The organism is Secundilactobacillus mixtipabuli (genome assembly GCF_002217925.1).
Classification (GTDB): Bacteria; Bacillota; Bacilli; order Lactobacillales; family Lactobacillaceae; genus Secundilactobacillus; species Secundilactobacillus mixtipabuli.
This window is the reverse complement of record NZ_BCMF01000001.1, coordinates 146,098-171,178: the sequence shown is the minus strand read 5'-3', so window position 1 is coordinate 171,178 and position 25,081 is coordinate 146,098. Positions and strand designations below refer to the sequence as shown.

The following is a 25,081-nucleotide window of genomic DNA, read 5'->3' as shown; positions in this document are numbered from 1 at the left end:
TTAAACTAATGAAATCAAGTTTGAAGAAATCATTGTATGTTGGTTTAGCCGCTGTTTCTGTACTTGCCGCTTCGGGCTTTGCTGCTCAAAACGCTAGTGCTAAGTCTTATGCTTATGTTACTAAGCCAGAATACTTCACTACTGCACCAGAATCACGTAACGTTGTGCCTACTGGTGGCAACGCATTGTACACTAAGCCAGGTACCACCAAGGGTGCCCGTGTGATTGCTTCTACAACCACTATGGGTAACTTAGCTAAATCAGTTAAGTCAACTGACTTCTTCCGTGCATATTCAATCGTCAAGACTAACCGTGGTTCCGTCTACTACAAGGTTGTTTCATTTGACGGTCGTTACCGTGGCTGGATCTATGGTGGTAAAGATGACACCAAGTTCGGCGGTGGTATCACACCTGCAACCACTACTAAGTCAGCTACAATGCCAAGTGTAACTACTGGCTACACCATTGCTGATGCTTCTAAGAACACTATCTGGACTGCTCCTAAGAACACCCAGTACAAGGCTGCGAAGATCACTGGCTTTGATTCAACCGATACCTTTACGGTTACCGGTGCTGAAACTAAGGCTCGTGAAGGTTCACTTTACTACCAAGTAAAGGATGACCAGAAGCCTTCAGTTACTGGCTGGATCTACTACTCAGGCCTTAAAGCACCACAAGGCAACACAGTTAAGGTTAACTACGTTGATAAGACTACTGGTAACAGTGTTGGTACCAGCTCACTTTCATTCGATAAGAATGCAAGTTACACCAACGCTACGACTACTGATAACTTGAAGAGCATCCTTAGTGGTGTACCTTCAGGTTATGTTCCTTACAGCAACGATTACGGCGGTTCAGCTTCATTTGATAACCGTGATGCAGCTGCTATCGCTAAGAACGGCGACACGGTCACCTTTAACGTTAAGCCTGTAGCTACTAACACCACCAAGGCAATCAAAGTTACCCTTGTTGATCAAAGTGGTAATGCACTTAAGTTGAATCCTAATGACCAAGCTGCTGCTGATGCTTCAGGTGCTAAGGCTGCTTTCCAAGTTCCAGCTGGTAGCACGATTACTGCTAACGATATTCAAAACATCATCATTGATGCACACCTTACCAATGTGCTAGATAGTCTTAACAATAAATACCAATTTGTAAGTGGTTCAGATACACCAACGACTACGAGTGATGCTGGTAACACCATTACCGTACGTGCCACTTATCAACTTGTTAAGTAATCGTTAACTAAATTAGATTTTAAAACGTCGCCGCTTGGCGGCGTTTTTTGTCAGAAATAGATTAACGGCTGGAACTAAAATGAGGTCGTTAAAAAAGGAGTGTTATTGATATGAAATCAAGTTTGAAAAAAACAGTAACCATTGGGTTAGCTGCTGTTTCAGTCCTGGCTGCATCTGGTTTTGCTGCAACCACTGCTAGTGCTAAGTCATATGCTTATGTCACTAAGCCAGCTTACTTTACCTCTGCACCAGAATCACGTAATGTGGTGCCTACTGGTGCCAAAGCTTTGTATTCTAAGCCAGGGACCATTAAGGGTGCTCGGGTGATTGCTTCAAAGACAACAATGGGTAAGTTAACGATCACGCCTCGTTCGACCGATTACTTCCGTGCCTACGCCATCGTTTCCACTAACCGTGGCTCAGTCTACTACAAGGTGGTTTCGTTTGATGGCCATTACCGTGGCTGGATCTATGGTGGTAAAGATACCACTCAGTTCGGTGGCGGGATCAAATCCACTGACACCACGAGACAGCGGGGGTTACCAAGTCAGACAACGGGTTATACTATCGTTGACCCATCCAAGAATACGCTCTGGACGGCACCGAAGAATACGCAGTATAAGGCTGCTAAAATCACTGGTTTCAAGTCAACGGATACGTTCACGATCATTGGTGCTGAAACTAAGGTGCGTGAAGGGTCACTTTACTACCAAGTTAGAGATGACCAGAATCCATCAGTGACTGGCTGGATCTACTACGCTGCTGTGCGAGCACCACAGGGTAACCTCATCAATATCAAATACGTTGACGAGAGCAACGGTAATCTAGTAGGTAAAGGTACGGTTCCGTTTGATAACAGTACAGCGACGACTGATTTGTCGACGCCTGCTAATATGAAGAGCATCATCGACGGCTTGCCTTCAGGCTTTATTCCTAATGACAGTAGCGATGGCGGTGCTGCTTCACTGTTCACTAAAGTCGTTAAGAATGGCTCAACCGTTATTTTCTATGTGAAGGATGATGGCAGTCACAGTACTAAAGCAATCAAAGTTGTTCTTGCTGACGAAGGTAACCATGCTATTACGCTGAATAGCCATGATCAAGCTGCACTGGATGCTGCGGGTGCTAAGGCTGCCTTCCAAGTTAAAGCTGGCCAAGAAATTAACTTTACGGATGTTGAAAACATCATCAATGACGCTGGTCTGGCCCACTTAGTTGATAACTCGGGCACACATTACAACTTCGTTAGTGCTGCAAATACGCCAACAACGACTAACGATGCTGAGCAGACGATCACTGTCCGTGCAACATATCGTGCTGCAAACTAATCGCACAATGATTAGCATTTGAAACGTTGCCTTCGGGCGACGTTTTTTTATTGTCTAAAAAAGGACACTTAATATTATGTGTCCTAAAAATAGGGCTAATATTTTGAAAACGGATGAAAAAGATTATTACTTTTTAGCATGTCAAATGTAATTGAAACTGTTTACATTTGAACGTAAATATTTCACAATATCCGTGTATCCCTGATATATTAGGCTTTCAAGCTTAACGGAGAATGTTACAGTAAACTGAAAATTGGTTTTCATAAAATAAATTAATTTTGAAAAAGTGTTGTATTCACCAAATGGGGGTGCTATAGTCATCCTCGTTGCGTTGGTTATTGGGGGTCAATAATCAACATGGGAACAACGATTTAATTTTCACCGTAACATGGTTTAGCAATTTTATATATGACGCAAACACGACTCTCTCTCGTGTGTTATATTTTTGGAGAATTTTGATAGAAAAAGCTGATTGTCGAGACACTTTAGAATATAAGGAGACTTTCAGTTTATATGAATAATCGTTTAATGGGTACTTTGTTGACATTTGTTGCTGTCGTTGCAGGTTTGAGTTTTGCTACACCAAGTCACGCCAGCGCAAAGGTTGTTACTGATGCCGATGCTACAGAAGCTGTTAAAACAGCCGTTTCATTTGGCACTGCCAAAGCTGATGGCGGCGCTGCCACTGGTAAAGCCAGTTTGACACCTGCTGCTAAGCGTTGGGCAACCACCACAATCACCTATAAAATCGCCAGCGGATCAAGTTATTACAAGTCCGTTTGGAGTTCAGCTGTTAAGACCTGGAACCGTAGCGGCGTGGTTAAATTAGTTGCCACTTCCGGTAAAGCAGACATTACCTTGTCAAATGCAAACTCACCAATGGGTAAAAATGATTCAACCGTTGGGATCACTTATTCGTCATACTTTAACGATAAAACAATGAACGGCCTGGCTGTGATGGCCAGCGCCAAATCATACGTTTACACCAACGTTGCCAACCGTTATCACTATTCAAAGGGTGAACGGACCAACGTTGCCGAACATGAATTAGGCCATGCTTTAGGCTTAGAACATAACGTCGGCAAGCACAGTGTGATGTATTACGCTACCAGAGATCAATCCGTATCAAAGCCTGATGTTAATGGTTTGATTCACAGTTACCGTTAATAAACAATTTAAATTAGAAATGAAATATCCATTCCGGGGGGGATGGGTATTTTTTTGTATAAGGCTGTGGCACAACTCGGTAGATTCCAGAATATAATAGCAAACGACGTTATTCCGATGGGCTTTATCGGGATGGCGTCGTTTGGTGTTATATGGCCGGAATCTGAGTTGTAGAGCAGGCTAAGGCTATATTGACGTAATGGACTAAAGTAAATTTTAGAATGTGTGTGCATCAAGAAATGATATTAAATCCTTGTCGTTATAGACCTATGGCGCAACGATTTAATTCATCCTCAAATTGAGCCGGAGTTGATAGCTTCATAAGCGCCAGAATATGGTATACTTCAGGTAAATCCAATTGAGGAGTTTACATATGATGAAAGTGAAACACGCAATTGCAGCACTGCTGCTTGGCCTTTCCGTCGGTGCCGGTACACTGGTTACCAGTGCTAACGGTGCCAGCGCTGCTACTTATGCCCAGGTCACCAAGCTGACCAAGGTAAGCTACTACACGACATTGGGGCCCAATAGCTCGCAGAACTACGGCGTATACGCTACTGGCGGTTATCAGACGTCAGCTAAGAACATGACGCCGATGAGCTACGGCCGTAACTTTGCTGGTAAAACCATTCATATTACCCGTGAGGAGAATGCGAATGGCACGACTTGGCTGAAGTTTACCTACAACCATAATCAGACTGGCTGGATCAATCAAAAGGCTACCGATACGTCAACGTATAAACTATATGCGCCACTGATCGGTCAGCGTCCGGAATTACCAACCGGCTGTGAGATCACGGCTACGGCAATGATGCTGCAGTTCGGCGGGGCCAAGGTCACGAAGACGAGCCTTGCTAAAGAGATGCCACGCAGCAGCAATCCCAACAAGGGGTTTGTCGGCAGTCCTTACAAGACGAGTGGCTGGTACGTTTATCCCGGCGGTCTCATGGGCGTTGTGAAAGCCCACATGGGCACCGCCAAGAACATGACGGGTTACAGCCTGACCAGCATTAAGAAACAGGTCCGCCACAATCATTTGGTCGTGGTCTGGGTCGGTCATTTTGACGGCTTCAGCAACCACGCACTGACGGTGACGGGGTACTCTAAATCCCGGATCTACTACAACGATCCGTGGACGAAGAAACGAACCAGTATGACCAACAGTACGATGACGTCACACCGTAAACTAGATGCAAATCGCGCACTGAGTTATTAATTTTAAATTAGTGGGGGGATTATGAGTATGAAGTGGAAATGGATTTTTGCGTTAAGTCTAGGAGCTGCCGTGGGGATGGCAGGAGCTACCACTCAAGCGTCAGCTTACCAGAACCCAAAGGGCTACTATCAGGTTCAAGACAAGCAGATCAAGCCTTACGGCAAGGTCGGCTACACGGTCAAACGGGGCTATGAAGGTATCAAGACCTGGAAGATCATGAAGAAGATGCATACCTTTGGTGGCTACGATAAGTACAATACGGCGACCTATTATCAGGTGAAGAATTTCCAGCGTAAGCATCATTTGAAAGCGACTGGGGACGTGGATGAAGCCACCTGGGTCAAGATGGGCTTTTCGAAGTCCTCTTGGACCAGCATTGACAGCTACGTCGCACCGCTGAAAGTGACGACTAAGAGCAGCCGTAAAGCTCACGTTGAGGCAATGATTAAGCAAGCCTACAAGTATAAGGGCCGCCCTTATCTGGTTGGGTCATCATCCAGTCCTAGCTACGGGGTGGACTGCTCCGGCTTAGCCATGCAGGCACTGTATGCTGGCGGCATCAACCCAGCACCCATCAGTTCCATCAACCATGCTCACCCAGGTAACGAGTGGAATTCTCGTAACCTGTGGGCTTCAAAGAAACTGAAGCGGGTAGCTTATAAGCACCGTGAACGCGGCGACTTGATCTTCTACTATGAACCAGGGACGCATGTCATCTGGCACGTCGCGATTTATCTTGGCGGTAACCGCGTCATCGAGTCATGGCCACCACGTGTTATGGTTCAACCAATCCGCAACGGTCAGCGGTCAGATATTGCTGGCGTTAAGCGGCCATTTCTATAGACGATAAGTGAAGGGTTCCCTGTTGGGGAGCTCTTTTTTTGTCGTTTGATGGAGGTGGCTTTTAGGGGAAAATGAGTGTTCTTTTAAAAATGAAACGGTATGGCAAATCTGAATTAATTTCAGGAATGTTATACTGGCGATTTTGAAATGGTATATGCCACTATTTGGACGCAAAAAAAGATCAGCAACGGGATAGGCTGCTGATCCTTTTTTTGAGGTAATTTCTGTCATAGCAATCACTTTAGGGGTGGTGATTACGAATGACTTGAACGTGTTCGATGAGCATTCATCAACCGAACAACCTAAGGTTATCATATTTAATTTCAAAATACAAGAACATTTGTTCGATTTTATCTTTTATGATATTAGGTAGAATAACAGTTGTCCAAGGCATTCGCCTGACACTTTCTGTCGATCATAAACGACGCACACAACCAACAGGAGGATTCCCGCATTGAAACAAGCACAGAACATTTTTGACAAACCAGCATTTGCTAAGAAATTCCACCAAAGCAGTATTCGTTACAAGTACGCCGTTGAGATCCAAGCCTTGCGAGCAGAGGCCGGTTTGACGCAAAGCCAGCTCGGTGAACTGATGAAGGTCCCGCAATCATCAATCGCCCGCTGGGAAAACGGCGGCACGAATATCACGATTGAAACGCTGGCTAAAATTGCCACCGCGATGAACAAAGAATTAACCATCAATTTCCAATAATCTTTGCGCATATCAAGCAACATATCGGGTAAATATGGTAGAATGACCCTAGATAGATTGAGGAGTATTGCATAAAAGTAATACGTTGTTCAAGGGGGCCTTCTAGGTATGAAAAAACTGGGTATTATGATGGTTGCAGCGATGTCGTTTATGGGTGTAATCGCCGCTGCACCTGCGGTAACAACGCCGACTGCACAAGCGAAAACGAAAATAGCGATTGTTTCGAAAAAGTCAATGAGTACGCAAAAGTACCAGATTGACCAATCGAAAGCAAAGAAAGCTTATGCTTATAAGAGTGACATGAAGAAAAAGGCATTCAAGCTTTCTAGCGGCCACAATACGGTTTTTTATGCGAAGGCTCAAGAGACGGTAAAAGCTGGCAAATCAAGCCGGGTTTACTATTACATTAAATCTTCAACCAACAGCAAGATGGCGGGCTGGGTCTGGCACGGTTATTTGATGAAGCCCTTGATGGCGAAGTCATCCTTAGAAAAGTTAGTGGCAGCAGGTCAGGATCTGAATCCATCATCGACGATCTTGAAACAGCCAGCTGCATTTTACAGTGCTAACCGGGCTTATCTCCGCAAAGAGTTCAATATGACCGGCCAGTTGACCAACTTTAAGAATCATCAAGCGCGGGTCTATGTTGCTAATTCAGCATTGAAGACGTATACCCAAAAGGCCATGAGTGTTTGGAACAAAGCACTCGGCCGCACAGTCTTTGTCAACGGCAGTTCCTCCAAACACGATTTAGTTGTCACAACTAAGGCTTCTAAACAATGGGATGGATTGAACGATGGCGAACATCTTTACATCAGCTCAACTGAATTGAAGGACAAGTCCTACATGGACAGCGTGGCTGATACGCCAGAAATTCGGGCACTGTATAATCAGTATGAAAACGTGGCGGATGCTTATAAGCGCGCGCCAAGTGACTCTGCTGAAAAGGATGCTTACTTGGCTCAAGGCCACACCCTGTATGACCAGTTAGTTGCCGCCCAAAAGGCTGCTGCACCAAGTGCTACCGCTTATTGGGAAGGTGTGATCATGCATGAACTAGGCCATTCACTTGGCTTGGATCATACGCCATACCTGACGGACATTATGTACGCTGAAACCAGCGATGATGGCTTTAGTTCTAGCGTGAACGGCAAGTACGGCTGGGATACCCCTAAGGATCCTAACGATTCACGGCTTGAATCACCATCATTATCCAGCCGCGATATTAACCGGGCAAAGTTAGGCATGGAACTGGGTTACTGGTAAAATTTGAATATGAGATGAATAAACCTGATAATCAGCAAGTTAGCTGATTATCAGGTTTTTTGATTTTACGTAACCTTTACACAACCAAAACGGATTCAACACACTAAGGGCGTATACCTAAGTTGAATCATTAGAAAGGCTAGTGGAGGCGATCGTGATGGTGTTAGGGAAGATAATCGTTGTTGGATTGTTATTATTGGGGTTAAGTTTGCCAGTCACTGTCGGTGCCTCTACGACTAATCAAACGGCTGAACCGGTTATCACAAAGATGAACGCACAGATTCAAGTCGGTAATCGAGAGAGCCAAATTAAGTTTTGGCAGACCAATAATCCCCGTGAGCGGCAGGCAACGATTGACGGTCTCGCCGCGTTAATCGGGGTTGGCTTGGCGGCCACTTGGGCACGCCGACGGTTCTACTAATTAAAAATGGCTCACTATGAAGGATGCGCCTCTTTCATAGTGGGCCATTTCGTATTTGTGAGTGCTGGTTGATTGGTTATTCACCGACTAGCCACTTGTAAAGTCGTTGCAGGCCACTTGGCCGTTCATTGTGCGGCAGCTTGACCACGATCAGATTAACCGAGTCACCTAACCGAACGTTTTTGAGAGCTTTGATATTCCTCAAATCCGTTTGGTCAAACGAGTAATCTAACGGGATGTGATCGTTCACGCCACTGCCGGCTTCAATAATGTCGCTATTGAAAATGTCCGTGACATCAGATCCATAACCGGAAGCGTGACTAGTAGACCAGTAGTAGGTTCTCAGTCGATGACCTCGCGGAGTCACAAAGTGGACGGTAACGTGCTTATTCAGCATTTGATGCGTCCGTGGCAATAATTCCCCAGACTGAAGATTGCGACCCCTGGTCAAAAGCGATAGTCCAAACACGGCTGACAGACAAACGATAATCAGGGCAACAGCAGTATGTCTCTTAGAAATTCTGGGTGTCACGCTGCACCTGCTACTGATAAACTTATAATAAGTTATCAATTATTCTTGCTTCTCCCTATCCTGCCTCGCATTGAATTCGCTAATACAGTTGATGTGATAGTCCACAAGCGTTAATTCCCGGCTAGCCACCGGTACATGCTTTGAGGCCCGTGTTAGTAAGCTAATTCAAAGTTTTCAGTATCCCTGATATTCAGGGCCGCATTAATATCGCGATCTGCGGTATAACTACATTTAGGACATTGATAGGTTCGCTCACTTAGCTTTAAATCAACTTTTTTATAGCCACATTGATGACATAACTTAGAAGTTGGTTCAAACCGGCCAGTTAAGTGTACTGGAATGCCTAATTGCTGGCACTTAGCAATTAATTTAACCCGAAAATTATAGAATCCTTGATAACTAACAGCTTTAGCTAAATGCCGATTTTTCATCATACCCTTAACATTCAAGTCTTCTAAGGCTACCCACCGCGGTTTGGTTCTCACCACGGTGGCAATAATCTTATTTTGATAGTCTGACTGAATGTTGGTTAAACGTTGATACAAGCGTTGCACCTTCCGCTGAGTTTTAGCTAGATTTAAATCAGTAGCAGATTTCCCTTCTTTCTGTCTTCTAGCTTTCAGTGCTTGATACTGACGGGACATTTTTCTTTGCATCCTTCGTAGACATTTTCTGATGCGCCTTACCCGACTGCTTTTATTCTGATTAGGATACAAAGTACCATCATTTAGAATGGCAAACTCTTTTAGACCAAGATCAATGCCAATTGGTTCACCAGTTAATTCTAACTTTGGTAATTCAGCTTGTTCCACTAAACAGGTCAAGTAATACCGGCCAGCTTTGAATTTAATCCGACCTTGTTTAATCACAAAATGTTCGGCATTGGTGGGAATATAGCCGAATTCTTTGAGACGGACCCAGCCGAGCTTGGGTAACTTGATCCGATGACGTTCGCAGGCAATGATTTGCGTTTTGCTGTTTTTAACAAAGTAGTAACTGCCCTGACCGCGTTTAAACGAGCGCCAATGTGGAAAACCACTCAGCTTCTTAAAGAACCGTTTCATAGCCATATCCGCATCAATAAAGGCCTGTTTAACTGATTTGGCATATAAATCCTTGATCCACATGTCATCGGGATTGGCTTCAAGGTATTCATGGTTAAACCACTTACTAAAGGCATACGCGTTCAAATAATAATAACCTTGTTCGTAGCGTTGTTTATTGATGTCTAAAAATAAATTGTAAGCCCAGCGACTTCCGCTAATGTGGTTGTCAATCTGCCAGGCTTGCTTTTTTGTTGGCTTAATTTCGACTTTATAGGTGAGTAACATCAGTGGTTCCGCCTTATTGAATTTAATCACCAAGGTAAGGTGTTATTCATATTATACGGGATGGCTTTATCTCAAAAAGCCTTTTAATGAAATTCCTATAAATCACTACATATAAGCTATCAGCTAATACAGAAAATATACCGCCTAACTTTAACCTTGATATATCTTTTACCAGACTCATAAGAATACGTATAATAAAGAAGCACCACTTTACAAAGATTGATATCCTTTTACAGCAAAACAGTTACTATTCACACCTCCTTTGCGTTCTACACTATTAATTCTTAGTATCGCAAATAAATGTAGTCAAACTAAGGTTAATGTTTGAAGAATTCATGAAGAGGTCGTGACGGTTATTAATAATTAAATGAGAATTATTCAATTTCGAGTGTTTCCAGTATAGAACGGAAAAATAATATGTTATTCTACCCTGGCATCACCAATACAATATTAAAGGAGTTATATTGATGATTAGATTTCCAGATGTTTTTGGCACCACCGATGAGTTCAGAAACCGGGTGTATGAGCAGGGCTACATGGACATTGAAACGGTTCGGCCAGAAGATGTGCTTGATGCTGAGTATGACCGAAAATGGTTGCCGGACTTTCGACAGGTATTTGCGATTATCAACATTGCAGGTGAGCAGGGGGACTTTAATTCCATTTTACTGATGGCCAATAAGCGGTTGGTTAAGTGCCGGCTGTCACCTAATGTGCTGATCAAGCGATTAAAGCTGCAGTTCGTATTGGACGCGCATGCGGATGTTGGTGGCGTGGCAAAAATCGTCGGCGTCAAAAAATTCGTGCCGTACGTGTGCGGTGATTTCCTGCTGGTCCCGGTTGGTAAGCGCAATGCAAGTAACAATAGTTGGGTTCGGGTGTACACATCTGGAGAAATATGGGAGTATATTGATCTTAAATCTCTCATTCATTATCCTTCGATTTCAGTCGTGCGAATACCGCATAGCGAACAAGCGATGATCAAACGACGAGGCAAATGTCTGGATATTTTGAGATACTATCAGAAAACGGCCGCGTGTATTTCCACCACAATTGCGTTACCAGATGAGCTGTCAGAAAAAGAAGTCCGGGATTTTGTGACGCGTAAAAATGCCCTTAATTTAGAACAGTTAAGTCGCAAACTGGCGGGATGATGCTACCCCATGACGCGAAGATTAACGAATGAGTTTTTGAACAAACAAAATGGCTGCTGAGTTACAAATTGGCCTAGGTCATTTACGATATGAACAGATAGGGTGAAGTGTTTAACATCTTCAGAAAATTTGCGTTGAACGGATACTGTTATGAGATGAGTGATAAAAAGCGCTGTTAGCGCTTTTTTTGGTGGCTTGTGATTTTGCTATTCTATCCTCGACCATAGCGCTATGGATCACTTTTAAAAAGGGGTTCATATAATGGATAGAACAGCACAAGCAGCTTTTGACTTTTTAGCAGAGGACGACCACCAGCTCATCATTTACAGTGCGTTAAAGAAACTGGGGATTCGTCAAAATGACGCCCGCTTTGAGGACTTGGTTCAGGAAGGCTGGTTGCTCTTTGTCGCAATTTATCAGAAGTACCCGCAAGAGCCGACTGAATTACCGAAACAGTTTCTGGCGTATGCTCACCAGGCGTTATATCGGCGATTTTTGAATCAGCTGCAGGCTAAGCAACGTGAAGCCAGTCATCTGGAGAGTGGTGAAGTTGATTTATCCGGCGTACCGCAAACCCTGGACGTGGTAGCAGACACTATCGATACCGATTTGTTAAAGGGCTGGCTTGGCCAATGCAACGAGGCCGAACGCCGCTTCTTGATCGACCGGATCTATTATCAGCTGACACCTAGTGAAATTAGTCAGAAATGGGGCGTTTCCCGCCAAACCATTTACAAGTGGCAGAAACGGATTCGGAGTAAATTAATGGATCGCTAACACGAACGGTACCGTCATTTCAAGAAAAATGCTCTTCATAATAATGTTACAAAAAGTGCAAAACGTGTACACAACTATTTGGTATGTTGAATATATTGAATAGGTCAGCGCTTATGCACAGGAAACGGAGGCATTCTTATGAAGAAAGTACTGATCCAAGTGGTTTCAGTGATCACGCTTGTGTTCGGAACTTGTTATCAAAGCGTGCTGGCACTGGCAGATGATAGGTCTAGGACCGAATTATCTGGCGTCCAGCTTAGCGATTCAGAAGGTAATAAGTTGCACCAAGTGAAGGTCAACGAAACCAGTGAGCTGGAAATGACGGTGACGGTGAACAATAAGGATGGCGAAAACGCGAAGGGTGGCGCAGCAATGTGGCTGCCCGAAGACCAACTGGAAGTCCTTAAAGATGAGGTGAAGGCGGAGTCTGCCGTGGCGGATACTAACGCGACCCTGATCTACGAACGCCGCAAGAAGGAACAACCGCAGCTGAAGTGGAAGAACGTGGAAACCACCGCGACTTTCAAGCTGAAGCTGCCGGTTCAGTTCAAGGAAACGATGACGAAGATGATCCTGCCAGTAGCTTTGGGTACGCAACGTGCTTACCTGCAGCCGCTGACAGTGGTCAAAGAAAATACCAATGAAGAAGATATGGCACAAGCTGGCAAAGCAACTGAACTGCCAGCGAACCTATTACAATCTCTAACGTCATTTATTGCCTCGCAGGAGGCTCAGCAAGCAGCCCAAGCTGAAGCACCTGTGAAGGACGTTGCTAAAGATGATGCTGAAGATCAACGGCAGGCCGATAAAAAGGCTGAACAGGATGCCGAAGATCAGAAGAAAGAAACTGCCAAGACTGAAGACGCGCTGAAGAAGAACAGTAAATCTGTGACGGCTGAAAGTAAGTCGGATGGTGCGGAACGGGAAGGGCAGAGTAAGAAGGCGACTCGCGCTGGCACAGACTTAGGAAAACTGCTTAAGGAAAACGCGGGCGAGGGTGTCAAAAGTAGTTTGTTTGATTCAGTATCGATTGAAGCTAATGGCGAAACTCACAAATTAACTCCCGGTGAGCCGCTAGACGTTAGCAGCCTAAAAGATTTTAAAATCTACTATAACTGGGATTCAGAATCACTTTTAAAGAAACTGGGCGGTTATCAAGTTAAAAACCAAGACTTCTACACTTTCTACATTAAAGGGATGGCAGAAGTTAAAGGTAGCAAAGGCGGATCACTTGCTCATGATGGTGAAGTTTTCGCCACTTGGGCACTTGAACCTGGTGATGATAGTGAAAGCCAAAAAGTGACCATTACCTTTGTTAACGAAAAAATGAATGCAACGGCAGTTGACTATGAGTTAATGCTGGAACAAACATACACGGGTACTGGTCCAATTGATTTTGAATACAATGGTGAATCAAACTGGACAATCGATCCGATAGAAACCAAAGCACTGCTATCAAAGGAAGGCAAGTTTATTGGCAATCGGCAAATCGAGTGGACAGTTGAATTAGCAGTTAAGGGAGAAAAGGTCAAGTATAGCGATCTCGTGCTGGAGGATTTGATTAACCCTAAAGGCGATAAACATAGCTTTGTAAAAGGCGGCTGGCAAGCTTTTAATGACGATGGCGAAGATATTTCTGACAAGTTCATAGAAGCTGACAGCAATAACGCTAATAAGCTGATTCTCAAGGGTAACGATAATTTAGAGGTCGACACGAACATTACGTTCAAGGTGCTCACAACTTACGATAAGATTGCGAATGGCACATTTTGGAACGAAGTTGGCGGTCAAATTAGTAAGGACATCGAGCTAGAAAAAGATACTGCTTCTGTATCAACTACTCGCTTAGGTAAAACCGCTACAAATTATAATCCTGATACGGATACTTACTCATGGGAAGCAAAAATTGATTTCAATATGGATCAGTTTGGCAACGAAGAGCAAGCTATTGAAGCTATCAGAGAAATGGTATTAACGGATACATTGAGTGGTTCGCATGAATTTGCGAAAGGCTCGATGCCAGTGATTATGATTGGTGGTAACGATGTTACTACTAGTTTTGTTAAGGATCCCCAAAGCAGCAGTACGCAACTAATTCTCAAACCAGCAAAACCAGCTGAAGATTCAGACGAAGATCCAGCTAAAGAATTGTATGAACTGCTGAAGGACAATAAAACAATTACTCTGGCGTACGACACAAAAGAAGTTGCTGGTAAAGTTGGCGATGTAAAGAATCAATTCACGCTTGAACTTTTTGGTAAAACTTCTAATGTGGAAATTCCGAGTAACGATGGCGGATTAATCGTGAAGGAAGGTGAACTTTCACGAGAAGTTCATCAAGATGGTAAAGCGCACATTAACTGGAAGGTAACGGCCAATGCTGGAGGGCGTGCATTCACCACACTTACGGTTGTGGACCTACTGCCAGAAGGTGTTGATTACACCGACGTTCATAACATTAAAGTATTACCATCAGGTGGTAGTGTAACCATGACTGAGGGTACCGTTAAAGATACCAGTGAAGTTGGCGGTAATAATCCGTTTAATTTTAGTTCAGACAAAAATGATACTGATCGAAAGGCAATTCGATTTGTGTTTGATAGCAGTTTCTCTAAAAAACAAATTGAAATCACCTTCGATACGGCTCATGAATGGGGCAGCTTATCACATACCAATCGTGTAGGTGCTGCAACTGATGAGGGCCATTATGATTATGGTCAAAAAGAAGCCTTTATCGATGGAAAGATCCGCGATGGTTCAGAGAAGAGCGGCGCCTTAAACCTTGATAAAGAAAACGGTATTAAAGGTAATAACTCTGTGACCTGGAATGTTAAATTTGGGAGTCACTTAAACCATTACTTTGGTAAGGGTGCGGGACAAGTTGACAAGGTTACGATCACAGATACTTTGAATACTAAGAGTCCTCAATACCTGAAGTTTATTGATTCAGGCTACAAGTTGTATGCCCTGAATGAAAAGGGCGAGGACAGAGCTCAACTGACAGAAGATGAAGACTATGTATTGACATGGACAGATGACAATGCTGATCAACGAACATTTACCATTGAATTTACGGATAAGGTTTCAGATCAGAAATATGCTAACTTTAGGCTCGAATTTGATACACCAATTGACATTGACGCGTGGAAGAAGGGTGATGAAAAGCCATCCTCAATTCCTAAGAATCATGAGTTCTGGAACAAAGCGCAAGTCAGTTATGGAGACGTCGACCTAAAGGCAGTTGAAGCGCATGAGTCTGTAAGTTCCGATGGTATTTATGGTCAAAAGAGCAGCCAAAAAGGCAAAGATACCAACACGATTGATTGGGAAGTTGTGCTGAATGCATTTGGCGAAGATATTGGTTATCCAGTTATTACTGATCAATTGTCGGATGATCAGATGCACTCAACCAAAGAATCAGATCTGGAACTTGCCTTTGTGGAACCACTGTTTACAGCGAACGGTGACGGCTTTAACGTTGGGGTAGTTCCTAATGGGAACGAAATCAAGTTGGTAAAAGATAGGGACTATGAGGTCGCTTATAACTCCAACACCAAGTTTACTATCCAGTTAAAGATCAAGGTTGACCGGCCACTAGCTGTGAGATACAAGTCGATTATGCTGGAACAGGCGACTCAATATAAGAACCACGTCAGTATCGAAGCCGGTAGTCACTCTTCTGACTACGAAGGAGATATCGATGGAACAGGTAATGCCTTCATGAAGAGTTGGGGCCTCCGGTTCCGTAAAATTGACGGGGTTACCGGCGAGCCTCTCCCAGGCGCAACCTTCCAATTGCAACAACGGATTGGTAACCATGGCGAATGGGAAAATGCAGTCGGAATGGACGGTAAAACCATTGATCCAATGACCTCTAATCCAGAGGGATATATTTACTACTATCTACTGGGTACATTGGCAAATTATAGAATTGTCGAAGTATCGCCACCGGATAACTACTCTGGTCAAATGGCACCGCTAGATTTTAACGAAAAATCAGCTAAAGAAGATGGATGGGATAAGCAAGCCTATGAATTTAAGAACTATCCAACATTACCAGCTAATTTGACAATTAGTAAAGCCACTCAGAATCTCGATGAGGATAAAGAATTTGACTTTGAGGTTCGCACAGTTGATGAAAATGGTAATGTGGATACTCAGCTTCAAGGCACTTACAAGCTTTTCGAAGGTGGCGAAGTAACCTTCCGGAATGGTGTTAGTGAAACAATCACAGTACCTGCTAATGATAAGCTGACAATTATTGGCTTACCACTTGAAAAGTTTGATGCTAACGGTCAGGAGTCACCTCAGTATTACGATGTACGTGAAACCAGTGATCGAGATGACTTTACAACTCAGATTACCGTCAACAAAGGAGATCCAATTTGGGGTAAGAAGACTGAACCATTTAAGCTGAACCCAACAACAGCATCTCCAGTGACAGTTTACTTTAAGAACACGGCTGCCAAAGGTGACCTGGTTGTTAACAAGACGGTTAGCAGCGAAACTGAAGGTGAATTGGATAAAACCTATAAGTTCACGATTGTAGCTGATCCAACCGATAAAGTTAAAGGGAACACGTACAGGAATGAAGGTAGTAGACCAGGCGACCTGAAGTTTAACGATGCAGGTGAAGCTACCTTTAGCCTACGAAATAACGAACAGCTCAGGTTAGTTGGCTTGCCAGAAGGCGTTAAGCTTACGGTAACTGAAGAAGATACTGGGATGACCACGACTTGGTCGATCAATGGTGAGGACTACACTGAGGGTAATTCTGGCTCAGCTGTGATCAACACTAATAACCCCCAAACCATCGACGTGAAGAACAGTACGCTCAAGTCAGGCCAGCTGCAAATTACCAAGGGAATTGCTGGTAATATTAAAGCAGATGAAGAGTTCGAGTTTGAAATCAAAACCGATTCTAAAAACGATGGCACATACCCAGCTATGAAGTACACCGTTTCCGGCGGACAATCTGGATTACCTGAAAAGGTTAGATTTACTAATGGTGTAGCTACAGTAAAATTAACCGGTGATCAGGGTATTAGAATAAGAAACTTACCGCTGGGTGAAAAATTTACTATTGCGGAAAACTTATCTGATGATTCAGATCCAAACATTGAAACTTCTTGGAAGACAGCTACTTCTAGTAGCGAAACAGAGAAGATTCCTACTATCACATTGACGGATCCTGATGATATCGAGAGTGTAAAGTACACTAATGCGTTGCCGCATGGTTCATTAGAGTTAAACAAGCGGGTATTGAACCAGTTACCTGGTGATCAGGCGACTGAATTTAAGTTTACTATTCAGGCGGCTGAGGACTCTATAGACAAAGTCAAAGAGCAGACATATGCGGTTGATTCGAATATTGCGGGGTTAAACAAACTTCGCTTTAATGACAAAGGTCAAGCAACCGTTCATATGAGTGACAAGGATAACGTGAAGATTCTCGGCTTACCAGTAGGTATTAAGCTACAGGTATTTGAAGAGAAACATCCTGACTTCAATGTCAGCCATAACATTGACAAAGAAGACGAAAAGGAAGATGCAGATACCGATGATATTAAGATCCTGGATGGCGAAGAAACCGCTGTGAACTACACGAACACTCGCTCCGACAACGGTAACCTGGTGCTAGAGAAACGGGCGCAAGGCTCATATCCAACAGATGAGAACGTTAACTTTACCATCAGAGCACTTGAATTAGATGAAGACGGCAAGAATGCTGAAGAGCTGACTGGTAAATTCAACGCTACTCTGCGAGACACAAATGGTGAAACGCGTGACATCAAGGTAACCTTTACAGATGGCAAAGCACCGGTTTCAATCAAGCCGGGTGAAAAGCTCGAAGTGAAGAACTTACCAACTGGTAAATATCGGGTTATTGAACATGAAGATGAGACAGTAACTACCACTTGGGAAGTTGGCAACGATACAGGCACTAGCAAAACTTCCGGTAAGATTACCGTTGATAAAGATGCTACTGCACACGTACGTTTCACTAACAAGTTAGCTACCGGTAAAATTGAGTTGAACAAGTTGGTTGCTTCTCATGACGAAGCGGATAAGGACAAAGAATATGAGTTCAAAATCCAAGGCATCAATGCTTCTAAAGACACGGTAGCTAACAAGGAATACGATATTGATATTAGCGGAACAACCGAAAAGAAGATTGAATTTGACGAAAACGGTGTTGCTCTAGTTTCTCTGAAAGCTGACGATAAGGTAACAATCTCTGGTTTACCAGAAGGCGTTGAGTTAACGATTAGTGAAACAGAGAAACATGGTTTAACGGCGACATGGAAAGTAAACAATATCGGTGGTTTCCAGGAAGAGACTGATGATAATCTTCCAGAAGTCACTATTGTAGAAGATAAGACTCAAGTTGTTCAGTATCGGAACGTTCGTAAAGTTGGTAGTCTTCGAGTAGATAAGGTCGTTAAGGGCGCTTACACTGATGACCACCACAAGTTCAAATTTAATGTGGCTGCTCAGAAAGAGGATAAGAATCCGGGTACTGATACTGACGGTAACGAAGGCGAAGATACTGATGGTAATGAAGATGGTGACACTGAAGGCGGTGACACTGATGGTGAAGATGACGCCGATAAGTGGATCACTAATACGGGCTTCAATGGCGAGTATGATTTGAAGATCTACGACAGTAATGGCCAAGTGACTGCTACCAAAGTTCAGTTTACTGACGGTGTTGCTAAACTTGAACTTAGAGCAGGTCAGTACGCTGTGATCGATAACTTACCGTTGAATGATGAGGAACGGTTCCAAGTTAATGAAGTCGATCCTGAAATTACCAACATGTCTACAACTTGGGCTATCAATAGCGAAAAACCAGAAAATGGCTTAGTAGCTGACCCAGTTGTGTTGGATGAAATTAACCAGCAAAAGGTGGTCTTTACTAACAGTGTTGAAACGGGCAACGTGGTTCTTGGCAAGAAGCTGACGGGTGCCATTACTGACGCTGACAAGAACCAACAGTTCGAATTCACGCTGGACGTACAGACTGAGGATACAGATAATGACGGTGAATGGAAGACGGATGAGGCGTTTGCGGGTACCTACACTGCAACCAGAACTGATGCTGATGGGCATCAGATTACGAGTAACGTGACCTTTGTGGAAGGTCAGCTCAAGGTTCAGTTGAAGGGCGGCGAACGGCTGCAAATCAGCAACTTACCGACAGGTACGCGCATGATGATTAGTGAAACTGTTGACGGCGACTACGAAACAAGTCATCAGATTGACAATGACAGCATCGTGCAGGGTACTATGACTGAGCAGATGACGATTGGCAACGGTCAGATGCATTCAGTAACCTTCATCAACGATCGACCAGTTGTTCCTCAAATGGCTTGGTTATCCTTAACTAAGTCAGTATTGGGTGAAAACGGCGAACGTGATCGCGAGTTCGAATTCAGCATTCGGTTCCTTGACGATCAGATGAATCCGTTGACTCAGACGATTGAATACGTGAAGACTTCCGCGATTGGCGGGATCGAAACGGGTCAGTTGATGCTTGAAGCGGATGGCAGCAGCACGTTTACTCTGAAGGATGGCGAAACAATTCGCTGGAACGTACCGAACGGGACTCACTATCAGATTACTGAAAGTGACTACACGGCGGATGGTTACCAGACAGGAATTAGTCAAGGCCAAGCACCAGAACGGGAAGGCTTAACGGCAACTGGAGTGGCAATGACTAACGACCCAGTGAGCGCTAAGGTGGTTTACTACAACCGCAGCATCACACCTCCTGAAGAAGAACCGCATACGCCAGAAGAACCAGATACAACTGATCCAGACTTTGTGCCACCAGCACCAGAATCAGGCATTACGACTGATTCAAGCACCCAAACCGGCGCTACACCGCAGGCCCATACAAGTAACGTTGGTACCACGGGTAGCAAAGGGTTCTTACCTCAAACTGGTGAATGGTTGGCAAAGAACTGGTTAGCGTTATTAGGCCTTGTCATTTTGCTGAGCATTGTGGGCTTAATGGCTAAATCACAACGCAAAAACGATTGATCAGGTTTCTAAGAATAGCTAACTGACGTATTTCAGTGAGTCAGATCAGCAGGGACCCCAGCATCGGTAAATGATGCTGGGGTTTCTTGTATACCAGAGCAGTTATACTTCGCTCTTGACCGCCCCCTAACAAACGCATAGAATAACATCTGGAATTCAAGTTAATAAAACTGTTTTACTAACTCAGGAGGAAACGTATGAAGACTCAAGATGAACTCAAAAAAATCGCTGGCTACAAGGCCGCAGAACTGGTTGAAGACGGCATGACTGTCGGCCTTGGAACTGGTAGCACGGTGCGTTACTTATTGGATGCGTTAGGCGAACGGATTAAAAAGGACGGCGTACATTTTACTGGTGTACCAACTTCTAACCGGACGGCTGAATACGGCCGCAACCTTGGTATGGAAATTAAGTCATTGGACGACGTTGATACCATCGACATTACCATTGACGGTGCCGACGAAGTTGACCCACAAATCAACGGTATTAAGGGTGGCGGCGGTGCCCAGACTTGGGAAAAGCTGGTTGCTACGAACTCGAAACAGTGTGCCTGGATCGTTGACGAAAGCAAAGTTGTTGACCAATTAGGCAAGTTCCCACTACCCGTTGAAGTGCTGGCATACGGTCATCACCAACTGGTTAAGCGGTTGGCTGACTTGGGCTACAAGCCAGAAGTTCGTCAAAAAGATGGCCAATTGTTCCACACGGATGAAGGCAACATCATCATTGACCTTCACTTGGGTAAGATTGCTGCACCTTATGATTTGGCGGATGAATTAAGCAATATGACCGGTGTTGTTGAACACGGATTGTTCTTGGATATGACCAAGACGGTCGTTATCGGTACTCAGGATGGCGCGGTCGTTAAGACAAAATAAGTTAAAAATATTGGGGCAATGATGGTTTCCGTCCCAACAGGATTTTAAGCAGCTCAATGGCTGGTCAATCATGACTGGCTGTTGGGCTGCTTTACTGTTATATCGGGCTTTATTGGCCCTCAATAATGGGTGTATATTTCGCTAAAAAATTTGGTGTTTTTGTGTTGTAACCGGTTACATTTCATGTTATTATATAACCGTGGAAGAGATAAGAAGCCGGTACCAGGACGTTCCAAGTTGTAGAGTTTTACCGATTATGTATTGATCCCGTTTTGTAGATCGAAACAAATGATTGGCAACAAACAGCAAAGACGTTTGGTTCCAACTGTTTAAAGTTTCAGAAACAACGAAACAAGGTTCAAGAGTTTCACAGGATTCACAAGGTTCATAGTTTTAAAGGTTTCAAGGTAACATGATTCATCAAGTACCATGTTTCACGCGAGGATTTCTAACGAACGCTAGCCACCTAAGGTTTTTGTTCCACCACTAATTGAATATGAGTCATATGCTTAGCGTTTCTGCTAAAACGTGCGAATATCTTAGATGTAGTGATATTTTCTTAGGGGTTACAAAGGGTTCGAATGTGATGTAGGCTGGGTCTATACGATGGTTATGTAATAACCTCCTGAGTGTAGAGAGTCGAGTTCATGAGATTCAAAAAGTTTCAAAGTTTCATCTCATCTAGTTAAACGGTAATTGAAACTGATATGTCATTGACAAGACTATTACGGCAGTTGGCTAGAAATAAGTATATGAGGCGATAGATTATCAATTTAATGTTTACGAAGCGGGTAAGCTGGTTAAACGGTTTCGTCTCTTCCAACAAAGTTTCATAAGGGCTCAAGGATGAATGAACCAATAATTTCAACCTTGAGTCTACTTTTTTTGGCTCATTTTCGATACGACCTATTTAGTAATCATGGTATAATGTAATTCCTTGGCAGGGGCAACATTCAAGGGGATCATTCCACTTGGAAAAAGGATTTACTAACCACGTTCTGGATAGTAAATCCTTTTTAAATTCCCCTTTAATTGAGCTATACCACGCTTTTTAGAGGGCTAATAAGGCTAGTTTTACTCATCAAGTTTTAACTTATACCGTTTTACTTGATAGATTTTTCGAATGTGTGTTTACGGAAACCCTTAAACAGGGTAAAATGAGTTTTGCTTACTTGTTTATTTTAAAGAGGTAAGTGGTGGTTACTACTGAAGTTGTGTGGATCTGTCCGAATGTTTATGAAAGCGCTGAACTTTTCTGTCGTTTGGTACGAAGTATTGTGCCATTATTCTGATTTTAAGTAACGGGCGATTTGAACGGTTGCGTTTCTTTCATAAAAGGTTGGGCGGTTGCGCACAGCAAAAATACGAAAGAAGGTTTATTTTAATGTCGATGTACTTAATCGTCAACATTATTGGGGTTTTAGTTTATCTAGGTATCGCTTTCTTGTTCTCAAAGAGCAAAAAGACGATCAACTGGAAATCAACTGCAATTGTCCTCGTTCTTAACTTGGTCATTGCTTGGATCTTAACGAGTTTCTCTTGGGGCCGTGACGCCGTTCAGGCTGCAGCCAACGGATTCAACTGGTTAGTCCAAGTGGCTTACCAAGGTATCGTGTTCGCCTTACCTAACTGGGTAACGCCACAGTTCGGCGGGACTGCTAAGTCAATGAACTTCGTTACAAGTGCATTGCTTCCTATCCTACTGATCGTGCCAATGTTTGATATCTTAACTTACATTGGTTTCCTGCCTTGGATCATCAAATGGATCGGCCGCGGTTTATCAGCTATCACTGGTCAACCAAAGTTCGAATCATTCTTCTCAGTTGAAATGATGTTCCTTGGTAACACTGAAGCCCTAGCCGTTTCACGTCTTCAAATTCAATCAATGCGTGCAGAACGTAACGTCACATTGGCTATGATGTCGATGTCATGTATTACTGCTTCCATTGTGGGTGCTTATACTCAAATGGTTCCTGGTAACTACGTTTTGACTGCGATTCCTTTGAACATTTTGAACGCTATCATTGTGACTAACATCTTGAACCCAGTTAAGGTGACCGATGAAGAAGATACCATTGCCAAAATTGGTGGCGGTTCTGATGCTGAAGAAGCTGAAATGGAAGGCGGCAAGAAGGAACCATTCTTCTCATTCTTGGGTGATTCTATCTTGGGTGCCGGCCGTTTGATCTTGATCATCGCCGCAAACGTTATCGCCTTCGTTGCCTTAGCTGCATTGATCGATAAGTTGTTAGGCCTGATCAACCCATGGTTATCACTTGAACATATCTTGGGGATCATCATGTTCCCATTTGCATGGTTGATGGGTCTGAACGTACACGATGCGTTCCAATTCGCTCAATACATGGGGACGAAGTTAGTCACCAACGAATTCGTTGTTATGGGTAAGATTGCCCCAACAATTCACAACGTACAAATGTACGGTGCTCACTATCAAGCACAATTGACAGTCTTCTTGACTTCATTTGCTAACTTCAGTACGACTGGTATGATTATCGGTGCTTTCAAGGGCTTGGCCGACAAACAAACTAACGGTTTGATTTCTAAGAACGTTGGTTACATGTTATTGTCTGGTATCTTGGTATCACTCTTATCTGCTGGTATCGTGGGCTTATTTGTTTGGTAATCACCACTCACGCATAAGTCGATTAATTTAGTTTTAAAACCACAAACAGCCCGGATCGATGAATATTTCGGTCTGGGCTGTTGTGGCCTAGGGTGTCGAAACTGGCCTAGGTCAGCTGAAACCCATCGTTTGGAATAACGATGCAACCCCGATCACAACCGTCTCAACGACGAAAGGATAGGGATTATTTAACATGAAACAAGCGCAACAACTTGAAGCGAAGAATCGATTATCGCTCTTACAAGTGTGGCAGAATAAGACACTACTGAAGCAAGAAATCATTGCGGGTTTGACGGGTTTCTTCGCCATCTCGTACATCATTATTGTGAACCCAGTGATTTTAAAGGACGCCGGCATTCCCACTGACCTCAGTGTGTTTGCGACAATTATCAGTTCAGTCATTGGCTGTTTGATCATGGGCTTCTATGCGAATGCCCCAGTGATTTTAACGCCGGGGATGGGGGTCAACGCCTTTTTCACCTATACGATCTGTGCCACCATGGGCATGTCTTGGCAGGTAGCGGTGGCAATTTCAATTGTGGCCAGTGCCATTTACGTCATCGTTGCCTTTACCAGTTTGAGTTCAGTACTGGCCAAGGCGATTCCCGCTTCACTAAAAAGTGGGATCACTGCTGGGATCGGGTTATTCTTAGTTGAAATTGGTCTGGAAAAAGCCGGGCTGATCGTTGCTGGGAAGAATTCATTGATTGTATTGGGTAATATGACCTCGCCCGCAACGTTATTAGCCATCTTCGGCATTTTGCTGAGTGTGGTGTTATACCTACGGCAGATACCTGGCAGTTTTTTGATTGGAATCGTCGTGACCACCGTTCTTGGTGTCGTGTTAGGCATTCGTGATGATGAAAGCGTCTCGGTTCATTTATCACGGTTAGCCGACTATCATCAAATCGTGATGCACGGTGACTTTTCCAAGGTACTGACCATTCCGTTTATTTTGGCAGCTTTCTCGATGACCATGATCCTCGTGTTTGAATCCATGGGGCTCTTGCAGGGAATCCTGCCTGATAGCCGGAAGTTCAAGAAGGCCTTTCGAGCCAGCTCCATTACCGCACTGATTTCCGGTGGTCTTGGTACCAGCCCAACTGTGGCTGCCGCCGAGAGTGCTTCGGGGATTGAATCCGGTGGTCGGACTGGTGTCATGGCAATCACTGCTGGTGTTTTATTCGCCATTTCTATGTTCTTCGTTCCGTTGTTGGCGTACGTCCCGCAAGCCGCAATCGCACCCGTGATCATCATCACCGGCGCACTCATGATGGAATCCATTGGTTCTATTGACATGAACGACTTTGCTGCTTGGTTCCCGGCGTTTCTGATTATTGTGCTGATTCCGCTAACCAACAGTATTTCAACTGGTTTGGCTTTCGGATTCGTCTTCTACCCAATTTTAAGATTGGCTAGCGGCGATGGCAGAAATGTCAGTCCAGCAATGTATTTGTTAGGCGGATTGTTTCTCATTGATTTGGTTTTAAGTGCTTTACTACATTAAAAAAATTTAGTACGGAGG

Annotated in this window: 16 protein-coding genes; 14 read left to right on the top strand and 2 right to left on the bottom strand. The window is 43.9% G+C overall.

The genetic code is table 11. The annotated features are described in order from the left end of the window. The first annotated feature begins 8 nt into the window (after positions 1 to 8). The 8 genes from IWT5_RS12435 to IWT5_RS00700 all read left to right on the top strand — a co-directional run bounded on the left by IWT5_RS12435 (position 9) and on the right by IWT5_RS00700 (position 8,194). Complete coding sequence (locus IWT5_RS12435; protein WP_089108042.1) at positions 9 to 1,238, top strand: S-layer protein; 1,230 nt, start codon at positions 9 to 11, stop codon at positions 1,236 to 1,238. A gap of 110 nt (positions 1,239 to 1,348) precedes the next feature. After that, positions 1,349 to 2,566 (top strand): S-layer protein, encoded by a 1,218-nt coding sequence (locus IWT5_RS00730; protein ID WP_089108041.1) that lies wholly within the window; start codon positions 1,349 to 1,351, stop codon positions 2,564 to 2,566. Between the two features lie 513 nt (positions 2,567 to 3,079). Continuing rightward, positions 3,080 to 3,733 carry a matrixin family metalloprotease gene (locus tag IWT5_RS00725; protein ID WP_089108040.1) on the top strand — a complete coding sequence of 218 codons (654 nt, stop codon included), beginning with the start codon at positions 3,080 to 3,082 and terminating at the stop codon, positions 3,731 to 3,733. Positions 3,734 to 4,106: 373 nt separating this feature from the next. After that, complete coding sequence (locus tag IWT5_RS00720) at positions 4,107 to 4,949, top strand: C39 family peptidase (protein WP_089108039.1); 843 nt, start codon at positions 4,107 to 4,109, stop codon at positions 4,947 to 4,949. Positions 4,950 to 5,024: 75 nt separating this feature from the next. Then, positions 5,025 to 5,792 carry a C40 family peptidase gene (locus IWT5_RS00715; RefSeq protein WP_369688563.1) on the top strand — a complete coding sequence of 256 codons (768 nt, stop codon included), beginning with the start codon at positions 5,025 to 5,027 and terminating at the stop codon, positions 5,790 to 5,792. A gap of 454 nt (positions 5,793 to 6,246) precedes the next feature. Beyond that, positions 6,247 to 6,507, top strand: coding sequence for a helix-turn-helix domain-containing protein (locus tag IWT5_RS00710; RefSeq protein WP_159459247.1), 261 nt, complete (start codon positions 6,247 to 6,249; stop codon positions 6,505 to 6,507). Between the two features lie 108 nt (positions 6,508 to 6,615). Continuing rightward, positions 6,616 to 7,773 carry a matrixin family metalloprotease gene (locus IWT5_RS00705; RefSeq protein ID WP_089108036.1) on the top strand — a complete coding sequence of 386 codons (1,158 nt, stop codon included), beginning with the start codon at positions 6,616 to 6,618 and terminating at the stop codon, positions 7,771 to 7,773. Between the two features lie 157 nt (positions 7,774 to 7,930). Then, on the top strand, positions 7,931 to 8,194 hold the full coding sequence (locus tag IWT5_RS00700; RefSeq protein WP_089108035.1) for a hypothetical protein: 264 nt from the start codon (positions 7,931 to 7,933) through the stop codon (positions 8,192 to 8,194). 76 nt (positions 8,195 to 8,270) lie between these two features. On the opposite strand, the gene IWT5_RS00695 is transcribed toward IWT5_RS00700, so the two are convergent. After that, on the bottom strand, positions 8,271 to 8,726 hold the full coding sequence (locus tag IWT5_RS00695) for a hypothetical protein (protein ID WP_143443062.1): 456 nt from the start codon (positions 8,724 to 8,726) through the stop codon (positions 8,271 to 8,273). Positions 8,727 to 8,878: 152 nt separating this feature from the next. After that, a complete protein-coding gene (locus tag IWT5_RS00690) occupies positions 8,879 to 10,057 on the bottom strand; it encodes an RNA-guided endonuclease InsQ/TnpB family protein (protein WP_089108033.1) in 1,179 nt (392 codons plus the stop codon). 467 nt (positions 10,058 to 10,524) lie between these two features. On the opposite strand from IWT5_RS00690, the gene IWT5_RS00685 reads away from it, so the two are divergent. From IWT5_RS00685 to IWT5_RS00660, 6 genes are all read left to right on the top strand, one after another. After that, positions 10,525 to 11,211, top strand: coding sequence for a hypothetical protein (locus IWT5_RS00685; protein WP_089108032.1), 687 nt, complete (start codon positions 10,525 to 10,527; stop codon positions 11,209 to 11,211). A 261-nt stretch (positions 11,212 to 11,472) separates the two neighbouring features. Then, positions 11,473 to 11,988: a sigma-70 family RNA polymerase sigma factor gene (locus tag IWT5_RS00680; RefSeq protein ID WP_089108031.1), complete on the top strand. Its 516-nt coding sequence runs from the start codon at positions 11,473 to 11,475 to the stop codon at positions 11,986 to 11,988. Between the two features lie 138 nt (positions 11,989 to 12,126). Then, complete coding sequence (locus tag IWT5_RS00675; RefSeq protein ID WP_089108030.1) at positions 12,127 to 20,034, top strand: DUF7601 domain-containing protein; 7,908 nt, start codon at positions 12,127 to 12,129, stop codon at positions 20,032 to 20,034. Between the two features lie 197 nt (positions 20,035 to 20,231). Next, positions 20,232 to 20,912, top strand: coding sequence for a ribose-5-phosphate isomerase RpiA (rpiA, locus tag IWT5_RS00670; RefSeq protein ID WP_089108029.1), 681 nt, complete (start codon positions 20,232 to 20,234; stop codon positions 20,910 to 20,912). A 1,390-nt stretch (positions 20,913 to 22,302) separates the two neighbouring features. Continuing rightward, positions 22,303 to 23,556 (top strand): NupC/NupG family nucleoside CNT transporter, encoded by a 1,254-nt coding sequence (locus IWT5_RS00665; protein ID WP_089108165.1) that lies wholly within the window; start codon positions 22,303 to 22,305, stop codon positions 23,554 to 23,556. A gap of 193 nt (positions 23,557 to 23,749) precedes the next feature. Continuing rightward, positions 23,750 to 25,063: an NCS2 family permease gene (locus IWT5_RS00660; RefSeq protein WP_089108028.1), complete on the top strand. Its 1,314-nt coding sequence runs from the start codon at positions 23,750 to 23,752 to the stop codon at positions 25,061 to 25,063. Positions 25,064 to 25,081: the final 18 nt, after the last annotated feature.

Coding starts and splice junctions, on each gene's coding strand:
- IWT5_RS12435 (WP_089108042.1), top strand. CDS start 9: ATGAAATCAAGTTTGAAGAAATCATTGTATGTTGGTTTAGCCGCTGTT.
- IWT5_RS00730 (WP_089108041.1), top strand. CDS start 1,349: ATGAAATCAAGTTTGAAAAAAACAGTAACCATTGGGTTAGCTGCTGTT.
- IWT5_RS00725 (WP_089108040.1), top strand. CDS start 3,080: ATGAATAATCGTTTAATGGGTACTTTGTTGACATTTGTTGCTGTCGTT.
- IWT5_RS00720 (WP_089108039.1), top strand. CDS start 4,107: ATGATGAAAGTGAAACACGCAATTGCAGCACTGCTGCTTGGCCTTTCC.
- IWT5_RS00715 (WP_369688563.1), top strand. CDS start 5,025: ATGGCAGGAGCTACCACTCAAGCGTCAGCTTACCAGAACCCAAAGGGC.
- IWT5_RS00705 (WP_089108036.1), top strand. CDS start 6,616: ATGAAAAAACTGGGTATTATGATGGTTGCAGCGATGTCGTTTATGGGT.
- IWT5_RS00700 (WP_089108035.1), top strand. CDS start 7,931: ATGGTGTTAGGGAAGATAATCGTTGTTGGATTGTTATTATTGGGGTTA.
- IWT5_RS00690 (WP_089108033.1), bottom strand. CDS start 10,057: ATGTTACTCACCTATAAAGTCGAAATTAAGCCAACAAAAAAGCAAGCC.
- IWT5_RS00685 (WP_089108032.1), top strand. CDS start 10,525: ATGATTAGATTTCCAGATGTTTTTGGCACCACCGATGAGTTCAGAAAC.
- IWT5_RS00680 (WP_089108031.1), top strand. CDS start 11,473: ATGGATAGAACAGCACAAGCAGCTTTTGACTTTTTAGCAGAGGACGAC.
- IWT5_RS00675 (WP_089108030.1), top strand. CDS start 12,127: ATGAAGAAAGTACTGATCCAAGTGGTTTCAGTGATCACGCTTGTGTTC.
- rpiA (WP_089108029.1), top strand. CDS start 20,232: ATGAAGACTCAAGATGAACTCAAAAAAATCGCTGGCTACAAGGCCGCA.
- IWT5_RS00665 (WP_089108165.1), top strand. CDS start 22,303: ATGTACTTAATCGTCAACATTATTGGGGTTTTAGTTTATCTAGGTATC.
- IWT5_RS00660 (WP_089108028.1), top strand. CDS start 23,750: ATGAAACAAGCGCAACAACTTGAAGCGAAGAATCGATTATCGCTCTTA.